Consider the following 20396-nt stretch of genomic DNA (forward strand, 5'->3'; position numbering starts at 1 on the left):
CTCTACCGGGTCACGGTGAAAGGGTCACGATGAAGACGTTGGTCAGCAGGTTGACCACGACCCGCTCGTAGATCTCGGCCTTGAGCGCGATGCCGGGCTCGGCGAAGGTGCCCGGCGGCGGCTCGTCGAAGCGGATCACCGAGCGCCCGGCGTCGAAGAGCTGGGCGCCGTGCCCGAAGTCGCCGACGATGGCGGTCCCCGGGTCGACCAGGCGCGTCCGGACGATGAAGACGCCGTTCCTCTCCAGGTCGTCCATCAGGCGGCCCTGTCCCATGAACCGGTAGTAGTCGACGGGGTTGATGATGAGCCCGTCGGCCGTGCCCCCCATCTGCTCCGCCTCGTTGCAGGCCGCCAGGATCGTCGAGGTGAACGGCCCCTTCGACGTCATGCGCGGGATGCCCGGGATGTTCAGCAGCCCGCCCTCGCCGCGGATGATCGTGTGGTTCTCGGCCGTGCCGAGGCGGACGATCAGCCGGTAGTTGATGAAGGACTCGAACGTCTCGGGGTCCTCCCACAACTCCGGCGGGACCTGCACCCACGCGGTGGTCGTGCACAGCTCGGGGATCGGCGACCGGTGGAAACGGTTGGCCGCCTCCCGCCTCAGGTCGGCCTCGTCGACCTCGGGGTCGCCCGGCCGGGGAGGGCTCTCGTGCCAGTAGAAGCGCCGGGGGTCGCGGGACAGGTCGACGACCTTGAGCATGTTGCGCGCCGGGTAGCGGGGCTTCCTGCGTGAGCTGGTCAGCGAGTCGGTGATCGTCACGTCGTACTCGACGGAGGCCTCCAGTCCCTTGGCGGCGCAGGCCTCCACGAACATCCGGCCCGGTGACATCTCGTTCTTCCGTTGGGCGACGACTTCCGCCATCGTCCGCTTCACGCCTTCGTCGCGCTGCATGACTTCCTCACTCACTGGTGGTTCGGGCGCCGTTCGGCACGGGTTCACTGGGGGGCACCGGCCGGCGCTAGGACGTGGTGGTGCGTGGCTTGCGGGCGACGAACATCCCCCAGCCGAACTCGCCGTCGTCGATGGCGATCTGGATCTCGGCGCAGGACTCGGAGAAGGCCAGCATCCAGTCGCGGGCCGCGGTGTCCGTCGTCGCCTCGGCGCGCTCGGCGGCCGTCCTGCCCAGCACGCGGTACGTCTGCCGGATGTGGCTCTCCAGGTTGCGGGCCAGGAGGATCTCGAAACCCGCCCGCTCCAGGGCCGTCTGGTAGCCGACGAACGAGTAGCCCCCGTTCCACCTCACCCGGTCGTAGACGTGCTTGCGGGCGCGCTCGCCGACCTCCTCCCGGGGCTGGAGGAAGTCGGAGAAGGCGAAGACGCCTCCGGGACGCAGGACCCGGTGGATCTCGGTGTGACTGGTCGGCTTGTCCGGCACCAGGCAGAGCGCGTCCTGGCTGACGACGTGACTGAAGGTCCCGGCCTCGTAGGGCATCCGCGTCACCGACCCCTGGCGGAACGTCAGGTCGAGCCCGTCGTGCGCGCCGAGCGCCTCCCGCGCGAACGCGACGCGCTCCGCGCTGAGGTCCAGCCCCTCTCCCCGGCAGCCGAACCGCCCGGCCAGGTGGATCAGGAAGTTGCCGCAGCCGCAGCCGACGTCCAGCACGTGGGACGAGCCGTCGATCCCGGCGTCGGCGGCCAGGATCTCCGACGTCCGCTCGGCGGCGGCGCGGTAGTCGTCGTCGGCGTCACCGGCGAAGTAGCCGGTGTGCAGGACTCCGTCGCCGTCCCAGAAGCTCAGATAGGTGCGCAGGGTCTGGTCGAAGAAGTCCTCGACGTCCCTCTCGGTGTACACGTGGCCGGTCGCTGACATCACGGGTTCCTTCCTTGTTCTCGCCGGTGCGGCGGGTCCCGGGGTCCGGCGGGGTGCCGGGGCCGTCGGGCGCGGGTGTCCTCGATCGCGGGGTCGCGGTCGGTCAGGGGGCCGCGGGGGCTCGGGTGGTGAGGCGATCGCGGGGTCTCGGGTGGTCAGGTGTAGGTGTCCTTGGCCGCGGAGGTGAGGTGGGAGGCCTCCGGCCCCACCACGCTGGCGCCGCCGTCGATCAGGTGGACCACGCCGGTGACGAAGGAGGCGCGCTCCCCCGCCAGGAACGCGGCGACGGCGGCGAACTCCTCCGGCGCCGCGATACGGCCCAGCGCGTTGTGCCGCCCCATGGCGCGCAGTTCCGCCTCGGGGTCGCCGCCGTCCCCGGCCAGCCTCGCCGCGGCCCGCTCCACCGCCGGGGTACGGGTCGCGGCGGGCGCCAGCACGTTGACGGTGACGCCGTCACGTCCGACCTCCGAGGCGAGGGACTGGGCGAAGCGCACGATGGCGGCACGCGTCATCCCCGAGAGCGCGAGCTGGGCGACGGGGACGCTCGCCGTCTCCGAGGTCACGAAGAGCAGCCGTCCCCAGCGCGCGGCCCGCAGGTGCGGCAGCGCCGCCAGGGCGAGGGTCACCGCGGGCAGCAGCACCCGGTCGACGGCTCCCCGGTACTCGGACGGCTCGAACCGCGTCGCCGCGCCGATCGGCGGGCCGCCGCCGTTGACCAGGACGATGTGGAGCGCGCCGAGGTCGGCGGCGACGCCGTCGACCCAGCGGCGGGCCGCGTTCTCGTCGGTGATGTCGACGCCGGTGGCGTGGACGCGTCCGCGCGCCACCTCCTTCAGGCGCCGTTCCGCCTCGGCGAGCCGGCCGGGATCGCGTGCGCCGATCGCGACGTGCGCGCCCTCCCGGGCCAGCTCCATGGCCGCGGCGAGACCGAGCCCGCTCGACCCTCCGGCGACGAGCGCTACCCTGTCGTCGAGTCCCAGGTCCAACCGTCCTCCTCGGTGCCGTGCGGGTGTGCGGATGTGCGGGTCTCACGGGTGTGCGGGTCTCGCGGGGGTCAGGGGGCCGCCGCGGGGGTAGCCGTAGCGCCCGAAGAGCGGCCAGGACAGCGTGGTGGCGGCCAGCCGGGCCGGCCAGGCGAGCTCGGTCGTCCAGGAGTCGTCCCGTTCCCTGATGAACGTGGGGCCGGCGTGGAAGCGGTCCGGGTTGCCGGTGACCGTGTGGTTGGGGCGCAGTTCGACCGTCCGGCCGCGCATCGGGTTGCCCGCCGGGTCGGCGCCGCAGAACCGGAGCAGTCCGTCGATCGTCCCCGCGGGGTCGGCGATGAAGTCCTCGTAGCGCAGGAACACCGACCTGTCCCTGTTGTGCCGGAGGATCGCCTGCGAGGCCACGTTGAAGCCGTGCCAGTAGGCCGTGCTCTTCGGCGACGACATGACGTAGCAGTACTCCTTCTCCCTGCTCCAGGACTGGGCGACGGCCCGCGGATCACGTACCAGGTGGACGTAGTAGGGCCGCACGCCGTCGAGGTGGGGCAGCAGGGCCGCCTCACCGGGGATCTTGGTGGTGTCCACGATCACGCGCGCGCCCGTCAGCCCGGCGACGGCGTGGTAGGTCCGCGTCATCAGCCCGGCGTGCTCGCGGACGTCGTCGCGGTGGAGGCCCCGGCGCAGGACGCGCCAGGTGTGCCGGGTCCGCACGCACGACAGCTGGCGGCGGCGGACGACGGCGGCGTGCGTCTCCGCCGAGAGCCCGGCGGGCCGGACGGCCCGCAGGACCTCCGACCAGATCCGGCACTCCGTGAGCGGCCTGCCGCAGCCGCAGGAGCTGTTCGAGCCCTTCCCCACGGCGTTCATCCACAGGAAGTGCAGCTCGCCGGCGTGGAAGACCCCCGGGACCTCGTTGAGGATGTTGCCGATGATGGTGCTGCCGTTGCGGCACCATCCGGTGACGCACAGGATCGTGAGCGGGGACCGGTCCGATGTGTTCAAGGCGTGCTCCTGACTCGACTCGACGCCGCCGGCTCCGCGTCCGGCCGGCGGACGCTCAGCGCCACCGCCACGGCCGCCGCCGCGCAGCAGGCCCCGGCGACGAAGACGGCGGGATAACCGAGACCCGCCGCGACCACTCCGAGCAGCGGCCCCCACACGCTCAGGCCCAGGTCCCAGAAGGAGGTGTAGGCCCCGAGCGCCGCCCCCTGCCGGGAGGGATCGGTGCGGTCCATCACCATCAGGGCCAGCGAGGGGTGCAGCAGCGAGAACCCGACCCCCATGACCACGCTGCCGATCACGGCGACGGGCAGGTTCGGCGCCAGGGCGATGATCAGAAGGCCCACGGCCTCCCCGGCGCCGGACCAGGTCGCGACCCGGCGCGCCCCGAGCCGGTCCGGCAGGTGGCCGATGACCAGCCGCGTACCGGCGTAGACGGCGCTGAAGACGCTGAGCGCGACGACGCCCGAACCCGTGCCCCTGGCCTGCAGGTGCAGGACGACGAAGGCGGCGACGCCGGCGTACCCGGCGGCGGCGAGCGCGAGCGCCAGGCCGGGCAGCAGGGCGGGGCGCGGCAGCAGCCTCTGCCACCTGCCCGGCCGTCCCCGGTCCGGCGGTCCCGTGACCGGCGCCGCCGCCGGTTCCGTGAGAGCTGGTTCCGCGGCCCGCGGCTCCGTCGGCGCCGGTTCCGCGAGCTGTGGTTCCGCGACCGGACGTGCGGCGCGGGACGCCTCCGGAACGGAGACGATCAGCAGCAGACCGAGGAGGGCCGCGGCGGCGTTGAAGCCCCAGACCGCGCCGTAGCCGAGGTCCAGCAGCACGGCGCCGAGGAGGGTCCCCGCCGAGATCCCGCCCCACATGCTGACGCCGTAGAGCCCGATGAGCTGCCCGCGCCGCTCGTGGGGCGCGAGCGACACGACCCAGACGGCTCCCGCGGTGAAGAGCGCCGCCTCGCCGACCCCGAGCAGCAGGCGGACGGCCACGAGACCGCCCAGGCCGAGCGGCGGGAAGTAGAGCAGGCCTCCGACGGCGACGAGCAGCGCGCCCGCCTGCATGACGCGCCGGTGGCCGTAGGTGTCGGCCAGGTGGCCGGAGACGGGACGCACCAGCAGCGCGGTGAGCGCCGTCGCCGTGACCACCAGCCCGACCGCGAGGTCCCCGGCGCCGAAGCGTTCCCTGACGAAGCCCGGCAGCACCGGGATCGCCGAGGTGAGCCCCAGGTAGCCGCAGAACAGGCCGCCGAAGACCCCGAGGAGGGCGCGGCGCGGGATGCGGCTCCCCGGTGCGGAGGCTCCCACCCCTACTGCCCGACGGCGGTGGTGCCGGCCAGCGCGGGGTGGCCGGACCCGAGCGCGCCCACGACCTTGCGGACCGCGCTGATCAGGTGGTCGCAGTCCTCGGTGGAGAGGCTGGAGGAGAGCGGGACGTCGATCGCCTCCTCCAGGTGGCGGGTGGTCGCCGGCAGCAACGCCTTGATCTCCTCGACGTGCCGGGAACCGAACAGGAACCGCCAGTTCCAGAAGACCCGCACGTTGGTGTCCTCGTCGGAGCCGAGGTTGCGCGCGTCCACGCCCTCGCAGCACAGCGCGCGGGCGAACCACTTCGCGTCCACGCCGGGGACCCGGAAGATGAACGCCTCGCCCAGGTAGGCGCCGGGTGCCACGGGCCGCCGGATGGCGATCCCGGGGAGGTCGGCGAGCGCCCGGGCCACGTAGGCGTAGTTGCTCCGGAAGCGTTCCAGGCGGATCGGCAGCCGTTTCATCTCCGCGCGCAGCAGGGCGGCGCGGATCTCGTCCATCCGGAAGCTGAGCAGCGGCAGGTCCAGGTCGGTGGCGATCGGTGGCTCGCCGTCCGGGAAGTGCCTGCGGAAACGCCCCTCGTACGCGCCGGAGAGCACCACCGCGCGGGCGAAGAGCACGCTGTCGTCCGTGGCCAGGAAACCGCCCTCGCCGCAGTTGAGCGACTTGTCGGACTGGGTGCTGAAGGCGCCCGCGAGGCCGAAGGTGCCGAGCTTGCGGCCTCCCAGCTCGGCGCCGAAGGCCGGGACGGCGTCCTCGAACAGCGGCACGCCCATCTCGGCGGCGAAGCGCGTCAGCGTCTCCACGTCGGCGGCGAAGCCGCGCATGTGGACGACCAGGATCCCCCTGATCTCGGGTCTCCAGCGGCGGCGCAGGTCCTCGACGTCCATCTGCAGGTTCTCGTCGACCTCCACCAGCAGCGGGGTGCATCCGGCGAGCACGATGGCGCTGGGTGTGGCGACGAAGGTGAAGCCGGGACAGGCGATCAGGGAGCCCGGCGGGACGCCCGCCGCCATGATGGCGAGCGCGATCGCGGTGGTGCCGCTCGACACGGCCAGCGCGTGCCTGCTGCCGAGGTAGCGGCAGAGGTCCTCCTCGAACCTGCCGCACTCGGTGTCGCGCTGGGCCCGGTAGTCGTACCGGAAGTACAGGTGGCTGCGGATGGCGCGCAGCGCCGCCTCCTCGTCCTCGGGGTGGACGAAGACGGCCCCCTTGTCGTAGGTCGGCCAGGGGGTGCGGCGGACGGGTTCGCCCCCGTGCAGGGCCAGGGAGTCCCTTCCCGTCTGCGGCGTCTCCGACGGCGGCCGGATCGGCGCCGCCCCCTCCTTCTCTGTGTTCACCGTCGAACTCCTTGGTGCTGGGCCGGCTGGTCTTCTCGTCGGGGGCGTTCGGGCAGGCGTGGTCACACCGCCGGCGCGGTCGTGGTCACGCGGTGCCGGTGGCGTCGAGATCGGCGTCGAAGGTGGCGGCGGTGAAGGGGAGGGCGCCCGCTGCGGGCACGGGACGCGGACGGGGCGGAAATGACGCCGCACCGGCCGAAAAAGTAAGGCGAATCATCCTGAAACCCGCCTGGAGGGCCCGGCGGGCTTTTCGATCATGTTGGAGGCGAATGAAAACCTTCTGCATATTCCCTAAATGTCCAGAAGGTGTCAATGGGGGGAAATGCCATTGGTCTGAGGTGTACGAGCGGTTCCCGGGACGCGCGCGATCGCCCGCGCCCCGCCCGCCGCCCACGGGAGGTTCGCGCCTCGGAGCGGCCCCGATACCCGTCCCGGCGGTCACCGGAGGGACGCGGCCCTTCGCCGGGGCGCCGAGCCCGCCACGAAAACCCACAAAACAACCAAGAAAAGCGGAAAATGTCGAGAAAATGCATTCGCGGTGGAGGGAGATGGGCGCTTCCTGCCGTTGACCCGCTGTTTCGGTCATTCCTTTAAAGCGGTTTCAGAAAAAAGCTTCCCGGGCCGCCGGGAGCTCGCCGGCCCGCTTTTGTTTCCGGCCGGGCGACGGCCGGGCGATCATCGGGAACACCCCTGCGGGAACGCCCTACAGCGGGCAGGTCCAGGTGATCCGCCCGGAGCGCAGGTCGTCGGCCAGGTCGCGGACGTAGTCGAACTCGGCCCTGAGCACGGCGCGCTGGTACTCCGACTCCACCAGGAACACCCGCGACAGGAAGGCCGCGCCCCCGGCCAGGTCGCTCTCCAGCGTCGCCAGCCGCGCCGCGAGGGACTCCAGGCGCTCGTCGAGCGCGGCGCGGACCTCCTCGGGCGGCAGCACGGGCAGGAAGGCGAGCGCGGCGGGGAACTCCGGGAACTCCCGGGCCGGGGTGGAGAGCATCGTGCGCATCCAGGCCCGCAGCGTCTCCAGGCCCGGCCCGGTGGGCTCGTAGACCGTCCGCTCGGGGCGGTTCTCCTCGCGCGAGGTCTCGCGGACCGCGATGAGGCCCTCGCGGAGCAGCCGGTCGATGGTCTGGTACACGCTGTTGCGCTGCGCGACGTTGACCACGTCGTCCTTGTGCCGCTCCTTGATCAGCTGCTGCATCCGGTAGGCGTGCATCGGCGCCTCGGCGACCAGCGAGAGCAGCGCCATTGCCAGGGGTGATCGCCTCGGGGACATGACGCCATCGTACGACGTGGCAGTTGATAGTCATCTTATGTATAGTCATTTTATGACTAAAAAAGTTCTGGTCATCGGCGGCGGCATCGCCGGCCCGGTGACGGCCATGGCGTTGCAGCGCGCCGGCCTCGACGTGGAGGTCTTCGAGGCCTACGACCGCGGCTCCGAGGGCGTGGGCGCCTTCCTCACCATCGCGATCAACGGGCTCGAGGCGCTGCGCGTCCTCGGCCTGCGCGAGCAGGTCGCCTCCCTGGGCATGGACTCGCCCCGCATGGAGATCCGCAACGGCCGCGGAAAACGGCTCGCCACCCTCACGCAGCCCAGCCGGACGCTGAAGCGCTCCGACCTCTACCGGACGCTGCGCGACGAGGCCGTACGGCGCGGCGTGCGGATCACCTACGGCAAACGCCTCACCGACGCCTCGATCACCCGCGACGGGGTGCGGGCGGTCTTCGCCGACGGCGGCGAGGCCCGGGGCGACCTGCTGGTCGGCGCCGACGGGCTGCGCTCGCGCACCCGTACGCTCATCGACCCCGGCGCCCCCCGCGCCCGGCACGTCGGGCTGCTGAACACCGGCGGCTTCGCGACGGGCGTCACGGTGCCGGGCGAGCCCGGGACGAGCCACTTCATCTTCGGCAGGAGGTGCTTCTTCGGCTACCTGATCCACCCCGACGGCCAGGTGTGGTGGTTCGCCAACCCGCCGAGCCCGCGGGAGCCGACCCGCGAGGAGCTCGCGGCGATCACCCCGGCGCAGTGGCGCGCCCGGCTGGGGGAGCTCTTCCGGGACGACACCGGGCCGATGCTCGACATCATCCGCGCGACCGACGACATCCCTCCCGCCTGGAACACCTACGACTTCCCGTCCGTGCCGCGCTGGTTCAACGAGCGCATGGTGATCGTGGGCGACGCCGCGCACGCGACCTCGCCCTCGTCGGGCCAGGGAGCCTCCATGGCGATCGAGGACGCGGTGACGCTGGGCAGGTGCCTGCGCGACGTCCCCGTCACCCGGGAGGCGTTCGCCGCCTTCGAGCGCCTGCGCCGGGAGCGGGTGGAGCGGGTCGTGGCGCAGGGCAGGCGGAACGGGAGCGGCAAGGCCCCGGGCGTCGCGGGCGCCTTCGTCCGCGACCTCGTGCTCCCGGTGATCATGCGGTACGCGGCGAAGGGCGACGCGACGGCCTGGATGTACGACCACCGCGTCTCCTGGGACGACCCGGTGCCCGCGCCGGCGCGCTGACCGCTCCTGGGCCGTCCCGGTCTCCCCGGCCCTCCCGGACGGCCCCGCGGTGAAGCACGGCGGACGTGAACGCAGGCAGGGGCGGCGCGTCGTGGATATCCCCGGTGGCGTCACCGGCGGGGAGGGGAGACAGGGACGGTCTTCGACTCGTGGAACGGCCCCGTCCGCGTCGTCGTCGCCGTGGTGGCCTACGCCGTGCTGGCCGTTGCCTGGCCGCTCGCCGGGGGAACGGCCGGGCTGGACCGGCGGGAGGCCGAGGTCCTTTCGCGGAGCGTGGCGGACGCGATCCGGATCGGCTTCGAACGCACCGCCGCGTCCTGTCCCGGCCCCGCCGCTACGGTGCCGCCGACCCCGGCGTGCTCGGACGGCTGTTCACGCTGCTGGGCGAGGTCGCCTGGCGCACCGGCCGGCCCGAGGACCGCGCGGCGGTGCACGACCAGCTTCTCAGGCTTCGCGCCACCGCCGACCGCCAGAACTACGATCACGCCGAGCGAGCACGGATGGAGGACCTGACCCGGTCGGTGCGGGCGGCCCTGACCGGTCGCTGGACGCATGACGTGTCCCGCCGCCCGTAGGAGACCCGGAGAAGTCGTCGGCGGAGACCGTGTCGGTGCTCACGAGGTCGGCTCCCGGCGCATCCGGTCGCGCAGGCGGCGGGCGGTGCCGTGCCAGGCCGGGACGTCGCGCTCGTCGTCGAACCAGCGGGCCACGACGATGTCGGTCGACGAGTGCAGCAGGATCGACAGCACGATGGTGACCGCGATCAGCTGGAACTCCTGACTGGCCGCGGCGATGCCGGACGACAGCACGATCAGGCCGTAGACCACCGACGCGAACCCCTTGGGTCCGAACCACGCCACAGCGGCCTGTTCACGCATCGACAGACCGGAGCCCAGGAAGGAGATCCAGATGGCGATCGGCCGGGCCGCCACCAGCGCCAGAACGGCGAACGTCCAGCCGGTCCAGCCGACCGCGCCCAGCAGGGCCGGAGTGATGAGCGCGCCGAACACGAGCAGGGCCGCCAGCTTGAACAGCTCCGCGATCAGCTCGCCGAAGTGCTCGAACGACTCGCGCTGCCGCTCACCGAAGGTGGCGACCGTGATGCCCGCGGCGAAGGCGGCCAGGAACAGGTTGCCGTGGGTGGCCTTGCCCAGCGCCAGCACGAGCAGTCCGATCGCCAGCGCGTTGAGCGGCTCGTAGGCGGTGGAGGCGGAGAACCAGCGGGTCCGCTCCAGCCTGATCGCCAGCCACGGCACGGCCACCCCGATGACCAGGCCCAGCCCGAGCTCCAGCCCGAGCTCACCCAGGTGCAGATTGCGCGAGCCGGCGGCCAGCGCCAGGAAGACCATCACGAACGGCAGCGCCAGGCCGTCGTTGATGCCGGACTCGACGTTGAGCAGCTGGCGCAGCCGGGGCGGCACCTTCTCGTTGCCGACCAGAGCTGCGGCGAAGACAGGATCGGTGGGAGCCAGGACCGCGCCGATCAGCAGGGACTCGACCCAGCCCAGGCCGATCAGGTAGTGCGCGATCAACGCGGTGATCACCAGGGTGAGCGGCAGCCCCCAGCCGAGCGCACGGCCCGGTAGCCGCCAGGCGCTGCGCAGGTCGGCCCAGCCGACCCGCATGCCGTCGGTGAACAGGACCGCGAACAGCGCCAGCTCGGCCAGCGTGCCGACGACCTCGTCCTCGGCGGTTATCGACACCACGCCCAGGACACCGTCGCCGAGCACGAATCCGGCGGCCAGGAACAGCACCGCCGTGGACAGGATCGTGCGGTGGGCCAGGCTCGAGACGAGGACCGCCAGCAACAGCACACCGGCGAAGGCCGTCAGCAGCGTGCTCATGGGCGGTGCGTCCCGTGCGAGCAGAACCCGCCGAACGGTCGATCGATCGCACGCCGCGTCATCGGTACCTCCGTCACAGCCGACACGAAAAACGTCGTTGCCGACCAGACTTCCCGGCGCACCGTGCCCCACCGTAACAGCAGGGCTCCGGCAGCGGGTGCGGGACCCCGCCCCGTCGCCGGAGCGGGCCGGCTCACGCGGACCGGAGGGTCAACCGGCCTGCCTGCGGATCAGCAGCATCGCGGCGTCGTCGAGCAGCGGTCCCCCCAGGTGGTCCAGCAGGTCCGAGCGCAGCGCGTCCAGAGCGCTCTGCGGATCGGCCACCGCCAGCAGGTGAGCGCGTTCGGTCAGCGGGTAGAAGACCCCGGCCTGGTCCCGGGCCTCGATGACGCCGTCGGTGTAGAAAAGGATCTGGTCTCCCTCACCGAACGGGAAGCGCCGCGGCCCGGGCAGGGGCGGACCCAGCGACGCCAGGCCGAGCGGCACCCCTTCCTCGTGCGGTTCCAGCAGGCGGGACCGGCCGTCGCGGCCGACGAACAGGGGTGGCGGGTGACCGCGGTTGAGCAGCGCTATCTCGTCGTCGGCGACCTCGGCGAGGATCGCGGTGACGAAGCGCTCCCCGCCCAGGTGCCGGTCCAGGCTGGCCTCCAGCCGCTCGGCCACCCGGTGCAGGTCGGCCTCGTCGTAGACGGCCTCGCGGAAGGCGCCCAGCACCCAGGCCGCCGTCTCCACCGCCTCCAGGCCCTTGCCCTGCACGTCGCCGATGAGCAGGCGCACACCGTACGGGGTCGTGGCGACCTCGTACAGGTCGCCGCCGATGCGCGCCTCGGCCGCGGCCGAGGTGTAGGACAGCGCCACCTGGAGGTCGCCCGCTTTGCGCGGGACGGGACGGAGCAGCACCCGCTGGGCCGCCTCGGCGACCAGCCGCACGTTGGCCAGCTCACGCTCGCGCCCGATGCGCAGGTGGCCGGCCAGCATGCTGGCCGCGGTGATGGCGATGATGGTGACGATGGTGAGGTTGTTCTGCGTGGTGAGCAGCAGCCGGTTGTAGAAGGCCAGCGGCACGCACAGGGCCAGCGCGAGCACTCCCACCAGCGCGGTACGGCGAACGCTGCCGGAGACCGAGGCGAAGGTGGGTCCCAGCGTGAGAAGCGGCAGGAAGCCCAGGCTCGGACCGGCCATCAGGTCGATCAGGACCACCGCCGCCATGACGACGAACGGCAGTGACCGAAGAACCTGTTGAGACTTCACGCATGACTCCATCCACCGGGTGGGTGTCGGGTGCCCGTTTCTCCCAACCGGTAACCGCAGGACGGGTTTCCCGCGATCCTCCTCCGACGTCGTGTGACAGGTCGGCGACGGGTGCGACCCGGCCGCCGCCTCCACGCGGGACGTCGCCCCGCCGCATCAGGGGACGGTGAGGGCGGTGCCGCGGGCGAGGAGCAGCACGACGTCGACCGCGGCGACCGCGATCGCCGCGGCGAACGGCACGCGCGGCGAGGCGCGGCCCAGCGCCGGCCCGCCCGCGGCGAGGACGGCCGCCGCCGCCAGCGCGGCCCACTCCCCCGCCCCCGGCGGCCGTCCGGGCCCCAGGACCAGCACGGCCGTCGCCGCCAGCAGCGGCAGCGGGATCAGAGCGCGGACCCGGCCCGCGCCCAGCCGCTGCGGCCAGCCGCGGACGCCGCCCGCCAGGTCCGCGGGGATGTCGGGGAGCACGTTGGCCAGGTGCGCCCCGCAACCGAGCAGCGCCGCGGCCAGGACCACCCACCAGGCGGGCCAGGGATGTCCCGGCAGGCCCAGCGTCACGAACGCCGGCAGCGAGCCGAACCCCACCGCGTACGGCAGCCAGGAGAGCACGGTCGCCTTGAGCCCGAGGTCGTAGGCCCAGGCCGCGGCGACGCCGACGAGGTGGACGGCTCCGGCCGCCGGGCCCGAGGCCAGCGAGAGCGGCACGCACAGCGCCAGCGCGGTGAACGCGGCGGCCCACACCGCGCGCCCGCTCACCGCGCCACCGGCGACGGGCTTGTCGGTGCGGCCCGCGGCGGCGTCGCGCGCCGCGTCCACCGCGTCGTTGCACCAGCCGACCGAGAGCTGCCCGGTCAGCACGGCGGCGGCCACCAGCGCGCACCCGGCCGCGTCCCGACCGCTCGCGACGGCCAGCGCGGTCACCAGGACGGTCACCGCCACGGTCGGCGCCGGATGGCAGGCCAGCAGCAACCCCGGCACGGCCCGGAGCGCCGGCTCCGGGCCCGGATTTGAGGACCGGCTCGTCGTCACGTGATCTCATTCCCGTGGTAGGCGCCGATAGGATCCCCCGCCCCGGGCGGGAAGGCACGTCAGGGATCGATGGTAGGCCGGACCGCCCCGGAAAGCGGTCATCGAGGGCGTCGCCACGCATGCCACGGACGCGGCTGGGCAAAAGGGTGGTGTCTGCTTTTCGCGAGCCGGGGGTGGTTGTCCAGTTGACATCCTCCCCTCCTTGAAGGGAGGGGATTCCCACGGTCGCCCGTGAGGGTTCCTGCTTCATCGCCGACCGCCCGTCAGAGAGGACTCTCGTTGAGGTCTTACGTCAGCTCCACAGGCGTTTTACCTCTCCGCCAGCCCGGCGGCGAGGATGTTCTTCGCGGCGTTCACATCCCGGTCGTGGGAGGCGCCGCAGGCGCACACCCACTCTCGGACGTTCAGCGGCATGGACCGCTGGATGGCGCCGCACGCCGAGCACAGCTTCGAGGAGGGAACCCAGCGGTCCACGACCAGCAGTTCGCGCCCGTACCACTGTGCTTTGTACTCCAGCATGGTGCGCATCTGACGCCAGGAGGCGTCACTGATGGCGCGCGCCAGGGTGTGGTTCTTGACCATGTTGCGCACGGTGAGGTCTTCGATCACGACCGTTCGGTTCTCACGGACGAGACGCGTGGTGACCTTGTGCAGATGATCACGCCTGCGGTCGGTGATACGGGCGTGCACCCGGGCGACCTTGAGTTTGGCTTTCTGCCGGTTGGCCGAGCCCTTCTCCGTGCGGGTAAGGGTCCGCTGCGCCTTGGCGAGTTTGCGGCGATCAGCCCGCTCATGCTGGGGGTTGACGATCTTCTCCTCGGTGGAGAGTGTCGCCAGCGCTGTAATGCCCGCGTCCACTCCGACCACGTTCGCGGTCGCGGGAAGCGGGATGATGCGGTCCTGGCACAGGATCGACACGAACCACCGCCCGGCCGCGTCCTTCGACACCGTCACCGTGGACGGCTGCGCCTCCTCGGGAAGTGGACGCGACCACACGATGGCCAGCGGGCCGTCCATCTTCGCGAGGGTGAGCTGACCGTCTCGGTAGGTGAACGCCGACCGGGTGTACTCAGCGCTCGCCCGGGACTCCTTGCGGGACTTGAAGGTGGGGTATTTGGCGCGTTTGGCGAAGAAGTTCGCGAACGCCGCCTGCAGGTGGCGCAGCGCCTGCTGGAGGGGGACCGAGGACACCTCGTTCAAGAACGCCAGGTCCTCGGTCTTCTTCCACTGCGTCAGTGTGGCCGAGGACTCCACGTAGGAGATCTTGCGGCCTTCGCTCGTGTAGGCGTGGGTGCGGTGGTGGAGGGCTTTGTTGTAGACCAAGCGGGCGCACCCGAAGGTCCGGGCAAGCTCACCGGCCTGCTCGGGGGTGGGGTGAAAGCGGAACTTAAAGGCCCGCTTCACGAGCTGCGCCATGCCTCACACGATACGGCGAGGTCAGGTAGGTGGTGGGCGGAACGGATGAATCGGGTGGTGCGGGTTCAGGCAGGCTCAGGCGCCAGAGCGCCTTCCCGCTGCCGTTTCCTTCCCGACCTGAAGGCCGGAGTATCCACGGGAGTTATTCGATGACGCGAATCGTCGCTGTTCGCGGCGCGCTTCCACCGAACCGTCACTTCCAGGCAGAGATCACCGACGCGTTCGCGCGGGCGTGCCTGCCCGAGGGGTCGAGCCGCCTGCTGCTGGACCGGCTGCACGCCTCGGCACGGGTGGAGTCCCGTCATCTGACGCTGCCGCTGGACCGCTACGCCAAGCTGGACGGTTTCGGGGCCGCCAACACCGCCTTCGTGGAGGCGGCGATGGAGCTGGGCGTGGAGGCGGTGAGCGGCGCGCTGCAGGACGCCGGGGCGGCGCCGGAGGACGTCGACATGATCATCTTCACCTCGGTGACCGGCCTGGCGGCGCCGTCGGTGGACGCCCGCATCGCCGGGCGGCTCGGGCTGCGCCCGGACGTCAAGCGGACCCCGATCTTCGGTCTCGGCTGCGTCGCGGGGGCCGCCGGGGTGGCTCGCCTGCACGACTACCTGCGCGGCTGGCCGGACCACCTGGCCGTGCTGCTCTCGGTCGAGCTGTGCTCCCTGACCCTGCAGCGCGGTGACGCCTCCGTCGCCAACATGGTGGCCAGCGCCCTGTTCGGCGACGGCGCGACGGCCGTGGTGGCCTGCGGCGACGAGTGGCGGCCCGGCCCCGCCGGGACGCAGGCCCCCACCGCGGCCACGACCCGGCCCTGCGGACCGGCCGGGTCCTCCCCGGCGGGCGGGGCGCCCGGGTCTGCCGGTCCCGCGGGTCCCGCCGGGACCTCCCCGGCGTCCGGGACGTCCCGGCTCTCCGGGCCGGTGGGTTCCTCCCCCGCGCCCGGCCCCCACGTGGTGGCCTCGCGCAGCCACCTGTACCCGGCGTCGGAGCACGTGATGGGCTGGGACGTCGGCGACTCCGGCTTCCGCGTGGTGCTCGACGCCAGCGTCCCGGAGGTGGTGCGCACCTACCTGGCCGACGACGTGCGCGACTTCCTCGCCGACCACGGGCTGACCGGCGAGGACGTGACGGCGTGGGTGTGCCACCCCGGCGGCCCCAAGGTGCTGGAGGCGGTGCAGGAGGCGCTGGAGCTCCCGGAGGGGGCACTGGACCTCACCTGGCGCTCGCTCGCCACGATCGGGAACCTGTCCTCCTCCTCGGTCCTGCACGTCCTGCGGGACACGCTGGCCCTGCGCCCGCCCCCGCCCGGCACGCCCGGTCTCCTCCTGGCGATGGGGCCGGGATTCTGTTCCGAACTCGTACTGCTGCGCTGGTAGGAGCCCGATGTCCTGGCATCTCTCGTCCTGGTACCTGCTGCTCGTGCTGCTCGTCGGGCTGGAGCGCGTCGCCGAGCTGGTCGTCGCGCGGCGCAACTCCCGCTGGAGCGCCGAGCGCGGCGGGGTGACGTACGGGCGGGGACACTACCCGTGGATGGTCGCACTGCACACCGGCCTGCTGGCCGGGTGCCTGCTGGAGGCCGCCCTGGCCGACCGGCCCTTCGTCCCGGCGCTCGGCTGGCCGATGCTCGCCCTGGTGGTCGCCGCGCAGGGGCTGCGCTGGTGGTGCATCACCGCGCTGGGGCCGCAGTGGAACACCCAGGTGGTCGTGGTCCCCGGCATGCCGCTGGTGGAACGCGGGCCCTACCGGCTGCGGTGGCTGCGCCACCCCAACTACGTGGCGGTGGCCGTGGAGGGCGCGGCGCTGCCCCTGGTGCACGGGGCGTGGGTGACCGCGCTGACGTTCACCGTGCTCAACGCCGCGTTGATGGTGGTGCGCATCCGCTGCGAGGAGGACGCCCTGGCGGCCTCGGCCGGCCCGCCGACCGGTCCGCCGGCCGGCACCTCGACCGGTACCGCGCCCGGCGCGTCCTCCGGCACGTCGGCCGGCACGACGCCCGACGCGGCACCCGGCACGTCGGCGTCGGCCGGTGGGCGGGGAACGGGGTGATCGACGTCCTGATCGCGGGCGGCGGGCCCGCCGGTCTGGCCACCGCCATCCACGCCGCCCGGGCCGGGATGGAGGCGGTGGTCGTCGAGCCCAGGCCCGTACCGGTGGACAAGGCGTGCGGCGAGGGCCTGATGCCCAGCGGCACCGCGGCCCTGCGGGAGCTGGGCGTGCCGGTGGAGGGCAGGCCGCTGCGCGGCATCCGCTACCTCGACCGGCGCCACGAGGTGGAGGCGGAGTTCCGCGAGGGACCCGGCCTGGGCGTGCGGCGGACCGCCCTGCACGCCGCGCTGGCCGGGCGGGCGCGGGAGCTGGGCGTGCGGGTCGTGCCCGGCAAGGTGGACGACGTGCGGCAGGACGGCGACCGGGTCGAGGCCGCCGGGCTGCGGGCCCGCTGGCTGGTGGCCGCCGACGGCCTGCACTCGCCGCTGCGCGCCCGGCTGGGACTGGAACTGCCCTGCCGCGGACCACGCAGGTACGGGTTGCGCAGGCACTACCCGGTCGCCCCGTGGACGGACTTCGTCGAGGTGCACTGGGCGGCGGACGGCGAGGCGTACGTGACGCCGGTGGGCGAGAACCTGGTGGGCGTCGCGGTGCTGAGCTCGCGGCGGCGCGGCTACCCCGAGCACCTGGCGGACTTCCCCGCGCTCCTGGAGAGGCTCCGCGTGCCGGCGGCGACCCCGGTGCGCGGCGCGGGACCGCTGCGCCAGCGGGTGCGTTCCCGCGTCGCCGGCCGGGTGCTGTTGGTCGGCGACGCGGCGGGGTACGTCGACGCGCTCACCGGCGAGGGGGTGTCGCTCGCGCTGACGTCCGCGCGGCTGCTGGTGGACTGCCTGCGGGCGGGCACCCCGGCGGCGTACGAGCCGGCCTGGCGGCGGCTGTCGCGGCGGCACCGGATGCTGACCGGCGCCCTGGTGGGGACCCGCAGTTACCGGGCGGCGGGACGGCTGATCGTCCCGGCCGCCCGGCGGATGCCCGCGCTGTTCGGCGCGGCGGTCCACGCCCTGGCCTGACCGGCCGGAGCGCGTGCTCCTATCCCGCCACGACCCGGTGCACGACGCCCGTCCTGGGCGCGTAGCGGCTCGTCCCCTCGAACCGGAGGCGCCACTCGCCGCCGGTGCGGCCCTGCACGGTCCGGGTGAGGCGCCCCTGGGGGCCGGTCACCACCTCGGCCACCGTCGTCCAGGCGTGTTCCCGTCCCGGCCGGTGCAGGATCTCGACGGGCTGGGCCGGGAAGGGGGCGTAGTCGAGGTGTCCCTGCGGGTCGACCCGGTTCAGCACGCCCGTCACCCGCACGGCCGGCCCCTGCCTGACCACCTCGACGCCGCCGAACCGGGTCAGGCGCTTCAGCAGGAATGCCCGGTACCCGGTGATCCCGGTGCCGTCGGCGGCCTTCGCGGTCACCGTGACGGTCCAGGGGCCGGCCGGGTACCAGCGGCTCAGGCTCTTCTCCGGCACGAACCGCCAGGTCTCCCAGCCGCCCCCCGGCGGGGGCGCGGTCCGCGCCCCCGTCCCGGCCCTCGCCCCCGCGCCGGCCTCCGCTCCCGCTCCCGCCCCGGCCTCCGCTCCCGCCCAGGTCCCCACTCCCGCTCCGAGACGGGCGGAGGCGGACGGAACGGGTGCCGGGCCCGGCGCGAGGGCGGGACCACGATCGTGGCCGTGGCCGTGACCCGGTCGGGGGGCGGGGCGGGGTTCGCCGCCGGGCCCGCCTCCCGGCCGGGACGCCGGGGTCCTGCCGGGGCGGGCCTGCCGGTGGGCGGCGGTGAGGGGGAAGAACGTGTCGACGGACCCGGGCGGCGCGCCGGGCTCGACCTTGATCGTCACCCCCTCCGGGCCGGTGACGCCCCGGGCCACCACCTCCACCACCATGCGCACCGAGTCGGCCGGCCCCACCACCGGGGCCGGGGGGCGCAGGGTCACCGAGCGGATCGTCAGGTCCTCGACGGCGGCGGCCGAGGTCCCGGTCACCGGCCGGGGCACGGTCACCGGCTGGGGCGGCGCCCCCGCGGGCAGGGCCGCCGCCCCCACCGCCAGGGAGGCGAGCAGAACTCTGATCGTCATGATCACGACGCTAGGACGCCACCGGTAACAGGGCGGTAGAGGACACACGCCCCGTTGGGCAAAACGGCTCCCGCTACGGCACCCGCGCCGTGACACCCCGCCGCAGCACCGCCCGCCGCCCGCGGGAACCGGCCGTACGACGCCCGCCACCGACGCGCTCCGTGCTCACCGACGGCTTCCTCCTTGAGGATGTCTCCACTCTTTCGCTCGGGTATGGGAAGCTCAGCGCGTGAGCCGTGACGGCCAGCTGCTCGATGTCGGCCATAGATCAGAAAAAGGCGTAGGAGAAATCGAGCAGGCGACTGCCTGTCACAGCTTAGTGACGATCTTCGTGGGTTCTAAGGGGATCGCCCCGCCCTCTTTCATGATGCGATCATGCGCGCACTGTGGCAGCGCCTACGGGCGGGCTGGAAGCAAAATCCCTGGATATGGCTGGCGTGCATCGGTTTGATGCTCGCCGCGCTGAGCTGGTCTTACACCTCCCTGACCGACGGTTCAGGGGCGTGGGAGAAGGCGGCCAATGTCGGGCAGATCGCAGGGATCCCGCTAACGGCGTTGAGCATCGTGGCCACGTTGCTCATCGCGGCCCGGGCGTCTAGTGCCGGAACGCCGCAACAGTCGGCGCGAGTGCGACTGGCCCGGCAGGTCCACACCCAAGAAAGCGCGGTACGCACCGCACTGCTAGGTGGAATCGTCCCGGCCGATGTCACCTTCGCCCGCACCGGCGCCCCACGCCTGACCCGCCGACCCGCCACAGGCGCCCCCGATCGCGACGCACCGGGCAACGATGAATCAGGCGAGACCGCAGCTGCAGAGCGCCTCAACCCGGCTCGGCGTATCCAGTGGGCCGCCGCCAGGCTGGTGTCCTGGCGGGAGACCTCCACCATGCCCGCTTTCTCTGAGGCTGCTGGGTCTGACACAACCGTAACGGCCGAGGTAGCCAAGGCGGCGATGAGCGGCAATGTCGGCGCCAAGGCGAAGGGCAATCTAAGTGACATCATCAATTACTTCATCGCTCTGCCCTATCGACGTCTGGTGATTGTCGGCGAGAAGGGCTCGGGCAAGACGGTCCTGGCGATCGAACTGGTGATCGGCATGGCCCAAGCCGTCATCAACGACCCTTCCGGCACCGGCCCGGTGGCAGTGCGCTTCAGCGCCGCCACCTGGGCCCGCGACCAGCCTTTCCCCCTCTGGTTGGCTGAGCAGCTCACCTTGAACCACCTCATACCACCCACAGAAGCGAAACAGCTCATCGACGACCATCTCGTCCTGCCCGTCTTGGATGGCCTGGACGAGATGGACCTCGACCTCGAAGACACCGCGAACAGAACGACGGTTCCAGGTGACACGACGATGGCGGGAGTGCCGGCGCGGGCGATCGCGTTGATTTCGGAACTCAACCGCTACACCGCCGGCACCGCATTCGCACCGGTGGTTCTCACCACCCGCACTCACCGCCACGCCCAGCTGCGGGCACGCGGCCTGCTGCTCGACCACGGCCACACCATTACGATCCAACCGCTCACCGCCCAGCACATCAGTGACTACCTCGCCGACCGCTACCACGACCACCCCCTGCAACTGTCGGCGTGGGAGCCGGTACTAGACCGGCTGAACAATCCCGGCCAGGAAGGAGTGCTGGCGTTCTTGTCCACGCCATGGCAGCTGATGCTGGCCACTACCGCGATCAGCGCCACTCCTGCCCACGCCGCCCAGCTGAGCGCCCGCCACGACAGCACACTTCCCGAGAGCGCACATCAGACGGGGTCGCGTCCGAGATGCGGTGTAAAAGGGAACGAGCGTAGGTTGCCGTGCTGAAC

At 72.5% G+C, this 20396-nt stretch carries 19 protein-coding genes; 6 read left to right on the forward strand and 13 right to left on the reverse strand.

Annotation, left to right across the window (positions count from 1 at the left end; translation table 11 throughout):
* Positions 1 to 10: 10 nt before the first annotated feature.
* The 8 genes from AB0G16_RS22325 to AB0G16_RS22360 form a co-directional block, all read right to left on the reverse strand.
* On the reverse strand, positions 11 to 892 hold the full coding sequence (locus tag AB0G16_RS22325; RefSeq protein WP_362807936.1) for a family 3 encapsulin nanocompartment shell protein: 882 nt from the start codon (positions 890 to 892) through the stop codon (positions 11 to 13).
* Between the two features lie 67 nt (positions 893 to 959).
* Positions 960 to 1811, reverse strand: a complete 852-nt coding sequence (locus AB0G16_RS22330) for a methyltransferase domain-containing protein (protein ID WP_362807939.1) — start codon at positions 1809 to 1811, stop codon at positions 960 to 962.
* A 155-nt stretch (positions 1812 to 1966) separates the two neighbouring features.
* On the reverse strand, positions 1967 to 2797 hold the full coding sequence (locus tag AB0G16_RS22335; protein WP_362807942.1) for an SDR family oxidoreductase: 831 nt from the start codon (positions 2795 to 2797) through the stop codon (positions 1967 to 1969).
* Positions 2798 to 2839: 42 nt separating this feature from the next.
* Positions 2840 to 3796: a sulfotransferase gene (locus tag AB0G16_RS22340; RefSeq protein ID WP_362807945.1), complete on the reverse strand. Its 957-nt coding sequence runs from the start codon at positions 3794 to 3796 to the stop codon at positions 2840 to 2842.
* The gene (locus tag AB0G16_RS22345; RefSeq protein ID WP_362807947.1) at positions 3793 to 5091 is read right to left on the reverse strand and encodes an MFS transporter; all 1299 of its coding nucleotides are present in this window, start codon (positions 5089 to 5091) and stop codon (positions 3793 to 3795) included. The genes AB0G16_RS22340 and AB0G16_RS22345 overlap by 4 nt, the downstream gene beginning before the upstream one ends.
* Positions 5092 to 5093: 2 nt before the next feature.
* Positions 5094 to 6431, reverse strand: a complete 1338-nt coding sequence (locus AB0G16_RS22350) for an aminotransferase class I/II-fold pyridoxal phosphate-dependent enzyme (RefSeq protein WP_362807950.1) — start codon at positions 6429 to 6431, stop codon at positions 5094 to 5096.
* A gap of 85 nt (positions 6432 to 6516) precedes the next feature.
* Complete coding sequence (locus AB0G16_RS22355) at positions 6517 to 6717, reverse strand: hypothetical protein (RefSeq protein ID WP_362807953.1); 201 nt, start codon at positions 6715 to 6717, stop codon at positions 6517 to 6519.
* Positions 6718 to 7134: 417 nt separating this feature from the next.
* A complete protein-coding gene (locus AB0G16_RS22360) occupies positions 7135 to 7704 on the reverse strand; it encodes a PadR family transcriptional regulator (protein WP_362807956.1) in 570 nt (189 codons plus the stop codon).
* A 52-nt stretch (positions 7705 to 7756) separates the two neighbouring features.
* Between AB0G16_RS22360 and AB0G16_RS22365 the strand changes: the two genes are divergently transcribed.
* Together AB0G16_RS22365 and AB0G16_RS22370 are read left to right on the forward strand one after the other, a co-directional pair.
* Positions 7757 to 8938, forward strand: coding sequence for an FAD-dependent monooxygenase (locus AB0G16_RS22365; protein WP_362807959.1), 1182 nt, complete (start codon positions 7757 to 7759; stop codon positions 8936 to 8938).
* A 356-nt stretch (positions 8939 to 9294) separates the two neighbouring features.
* Positions 9295 to 9513 carry a hypothetical protein gene (locus AB0G16_RS22370; protein WP_362807962.1) on the forward strand — a complete coding sequence of 73 codons (219 nt, stop codon included), beginning with the start codon at positions 9295 to 9297 and terminating at the stop codon, positions 9511 to 9513.
* Between the two features lie 39 nt (positions 9514 to 9552).
* Here AB0G16_RS22370 and AB0G16_RS22375 read toward each other — a convergent pair whose 3' ends face one another.
* The 4 genes from AB0G16_RS22375 to AB0G16_RS22390 form a co-directional block, all read right to left on the reverse strand.
* The gene (locus tag AB0G16_RS22375; RefSeq protein WP_362807965.1) at positions 9553 to 10782 is read right to left on the reverse strand and encodes a cation:proton antiporter; all 1230 of its coding nucleotides are present in this window, start codon (positions 10780 to 10782) and stop codon (positions 9553 to 9555) included.
* A gap of 210 nt (positions 10783 to 10992) precedes the next feature.
* A complete protein-coding gene (locus AB0G16_RS22380) occupies positions 10993 to 12033 on the reverse strand; it encodes a PP2C family protein-serine/threonine phosphatase (protein ID WP_362807968.1) in 1041 nt (346 codons plus the stop codon).
* A gap of 156 nt (positions 12034 to 12189) precedes the next feature.
* Positions 12190 to 13059: a UbiA family prenyltransferase gene (locus tag AB0G16_RS22385; protein WP_362807971.1), complete on the reverse strand. Its 870-nt coding sequence runs from the start codon at positions 13057 to 13059 to the stop codon at positions 12190 to 12192.
* 309 nt (positions 13060 to 13368) lie between these two features.
* Complete coding sequence (locus AB0G16_RS22390; protein ID WP_362807974.1) at positions 13369 to 14475, reverse strand: RNA-guided endonuclease TnpB family protein; 1107 nt, start codon at positions 14473 to 14475, stop codon at positions 13369 to 13371.
* A gap of 149 nt (positions 14476 to 14624) precedes the next feature.
* Between AB0G16_RS22390 and AB0G16_RS22395 the strand changes: the two genes are divergently transcribed.
* The 3 genes from AB0G16_RS22395 to AB0G16_RS22405 are packed head-to-tail and all read left to right on the forward strand — an operon-like array spanning position 14625 to position 17528.
* Positions 14625 to 15848 (forward strand): 3-oxoacyl-[acyl-carrier-protein] synthase III C-terminal domain-containing protein, encoded by a 1224-nt coding sequence (locus tag AB0G16_RS22395; protein WP_362807977.1) that lies wholly within the window; start codon positions 14625 to 14627, stop codon positions 15846 to 15848.
* 7 nt (positions 15849 to 15855) lie between these two features.
* Positions 15856 to 16518: an isoprenylcysteine carboxyl methyltransferase family protein gene (locus AB0G16_RS22400; RefSeq protein WP_362807980.1), complete on the forward strand. Its 663-nt coding sequence runs from the start codon at positions 15856 to 15858 to the stop codon at positions 16516 to 16518.
* Complete coding sequence (locus tag AB0G16_RS22405) at positions 16515 to 17528, forward strand: NAD(P)/FAD-dependent oxidoreductase (RefSeq protein ID WP_362807983.1); 1014 nt, start codon at positions 16515 to 16517, stop codon at positions 17526 to 17528. Before AB0G16_RS22400 ends, AB0G16_RS22405 begins: the two co-directional genes overlap by 4 nt.
* Before the next feature lie 19 nt (positions 17529 to 17547).
* Here AB0G16_RS22405 and AB0G16_RS22410 read toward each other — a convergent pair whose 3' ends face one another.
* A complete protein-coding gene (locus tag AB0G16_RS22410) occupies positions 17548 to 18576 on the reverse strand; it encodes a hypothetical protein (RefSeq protein WP_362807986.1) in 1029 nt (342 codons plus the stop codon).
* 375 nt (positions 18577 to 18951) lie between these two features.
* Between AB0G16_RS22410 and AB0G16_RS22415 the strand changes: the two genes are divergently transcribed.
* On the forward strand, positions 18952 to 20394 hold the full coding sequence (locus AB0G16_RS22415) for an NACHT domain-containing protein (protein WP_362807988.1): 1443 nt from the start codon (positions 18952 to 18954) through the stop codon (positions 20392 to 20394).
* The last annotated feature ends 2 nt before the right edge of the window (positions 20395 to 20396 follow it).

The organism is Streptosporangium sp. NPDC023615 (assembly GCF_040640155.1).
Lineage (GTDB): Bacteria > Actinomycetota > Actinomycetes > Streptosporangiales > Streptosporangiaceae > Streptosporangium.

Coding starts and splice junctions, on each gene's coding strand:
- AB0G16_RS22325 (WP_362807936.1), bottom strand. CDS start 892: ATGCAGCGCGACGAAGGCGTGAAGCGGACGATGGCGGAAGTCGTCGCC.
- AB0G16_RS22330 (WP_362807939.1), bottom strand. CDS start 1,811: ATGTCAGCGACCGGCCACGTGTACACCGAGAGGGACGTCGAGGACTTC.
- AB0G16_RS22355 (WP_362807953.1), bottom strand. CDS start 6,717: ATGCAGAAGGTTTTCATTCGCCTCCAACATGATCGAAAAGCCCGCCGG.
- AB0G16_RS22360 (WP_362807956.1), bottom strand. CDS start 7,704: ATGTCCCCGAGGCGATCACCCCTGGCAATGGCGCTGCTCTCGCTGGTC.
- AB0G16_RS22365 (WP_362807959.1), top strand. CDS start 7,757: ATGACTAAAAAAGTTCTGGTCATCGGCGGCGGCATCGCCGGCCCGGTG.
- AB0G16_RS22375 (WP_362807965.1), bottom strand. CDS start 10,782: ATGAGCACGCTGCTGACGGCCTTCGCCGGTGTGCTGTTGCTGGCGGTC.
- AB0G16_RS22390 (WP_362807974.1), bottom strand. CDS start 14,475: ATGGCGCAGCTCGTGAAGCGGGCCTTTAAGTTCCGCTTTCACCCCACC.
- AB0G16_RS22395 (WP_362807977.1), top strand. CDS start 14,625: ATGACGCGAATCGTCGCTGTTCGCGGCGCGCTTCCACCGAACCGTCAC.
- AB0G16_RS22400 (WP_362807980.1), top strand. CDS start 15,856: ATGTCCTGGCATCTCTCGTCCTGGTACCTGCTGCTCGTGCTGCTCGTC.
- AB0G16_RS22410 (WP_362807986.1), bottom strand. CDS start 18,576: ATGACGATCAGAGTTCTGCTCGCCTCCCTGGCGGTGGGGGCGGCGGCC.
- AB0G16_RS22415 (WP_362807988.1), top strand. CDS start 18,952: ATGCGCGCACTGTGGCAGCGCCTACGGGCGGGCTGGAAGCAAAATCCC.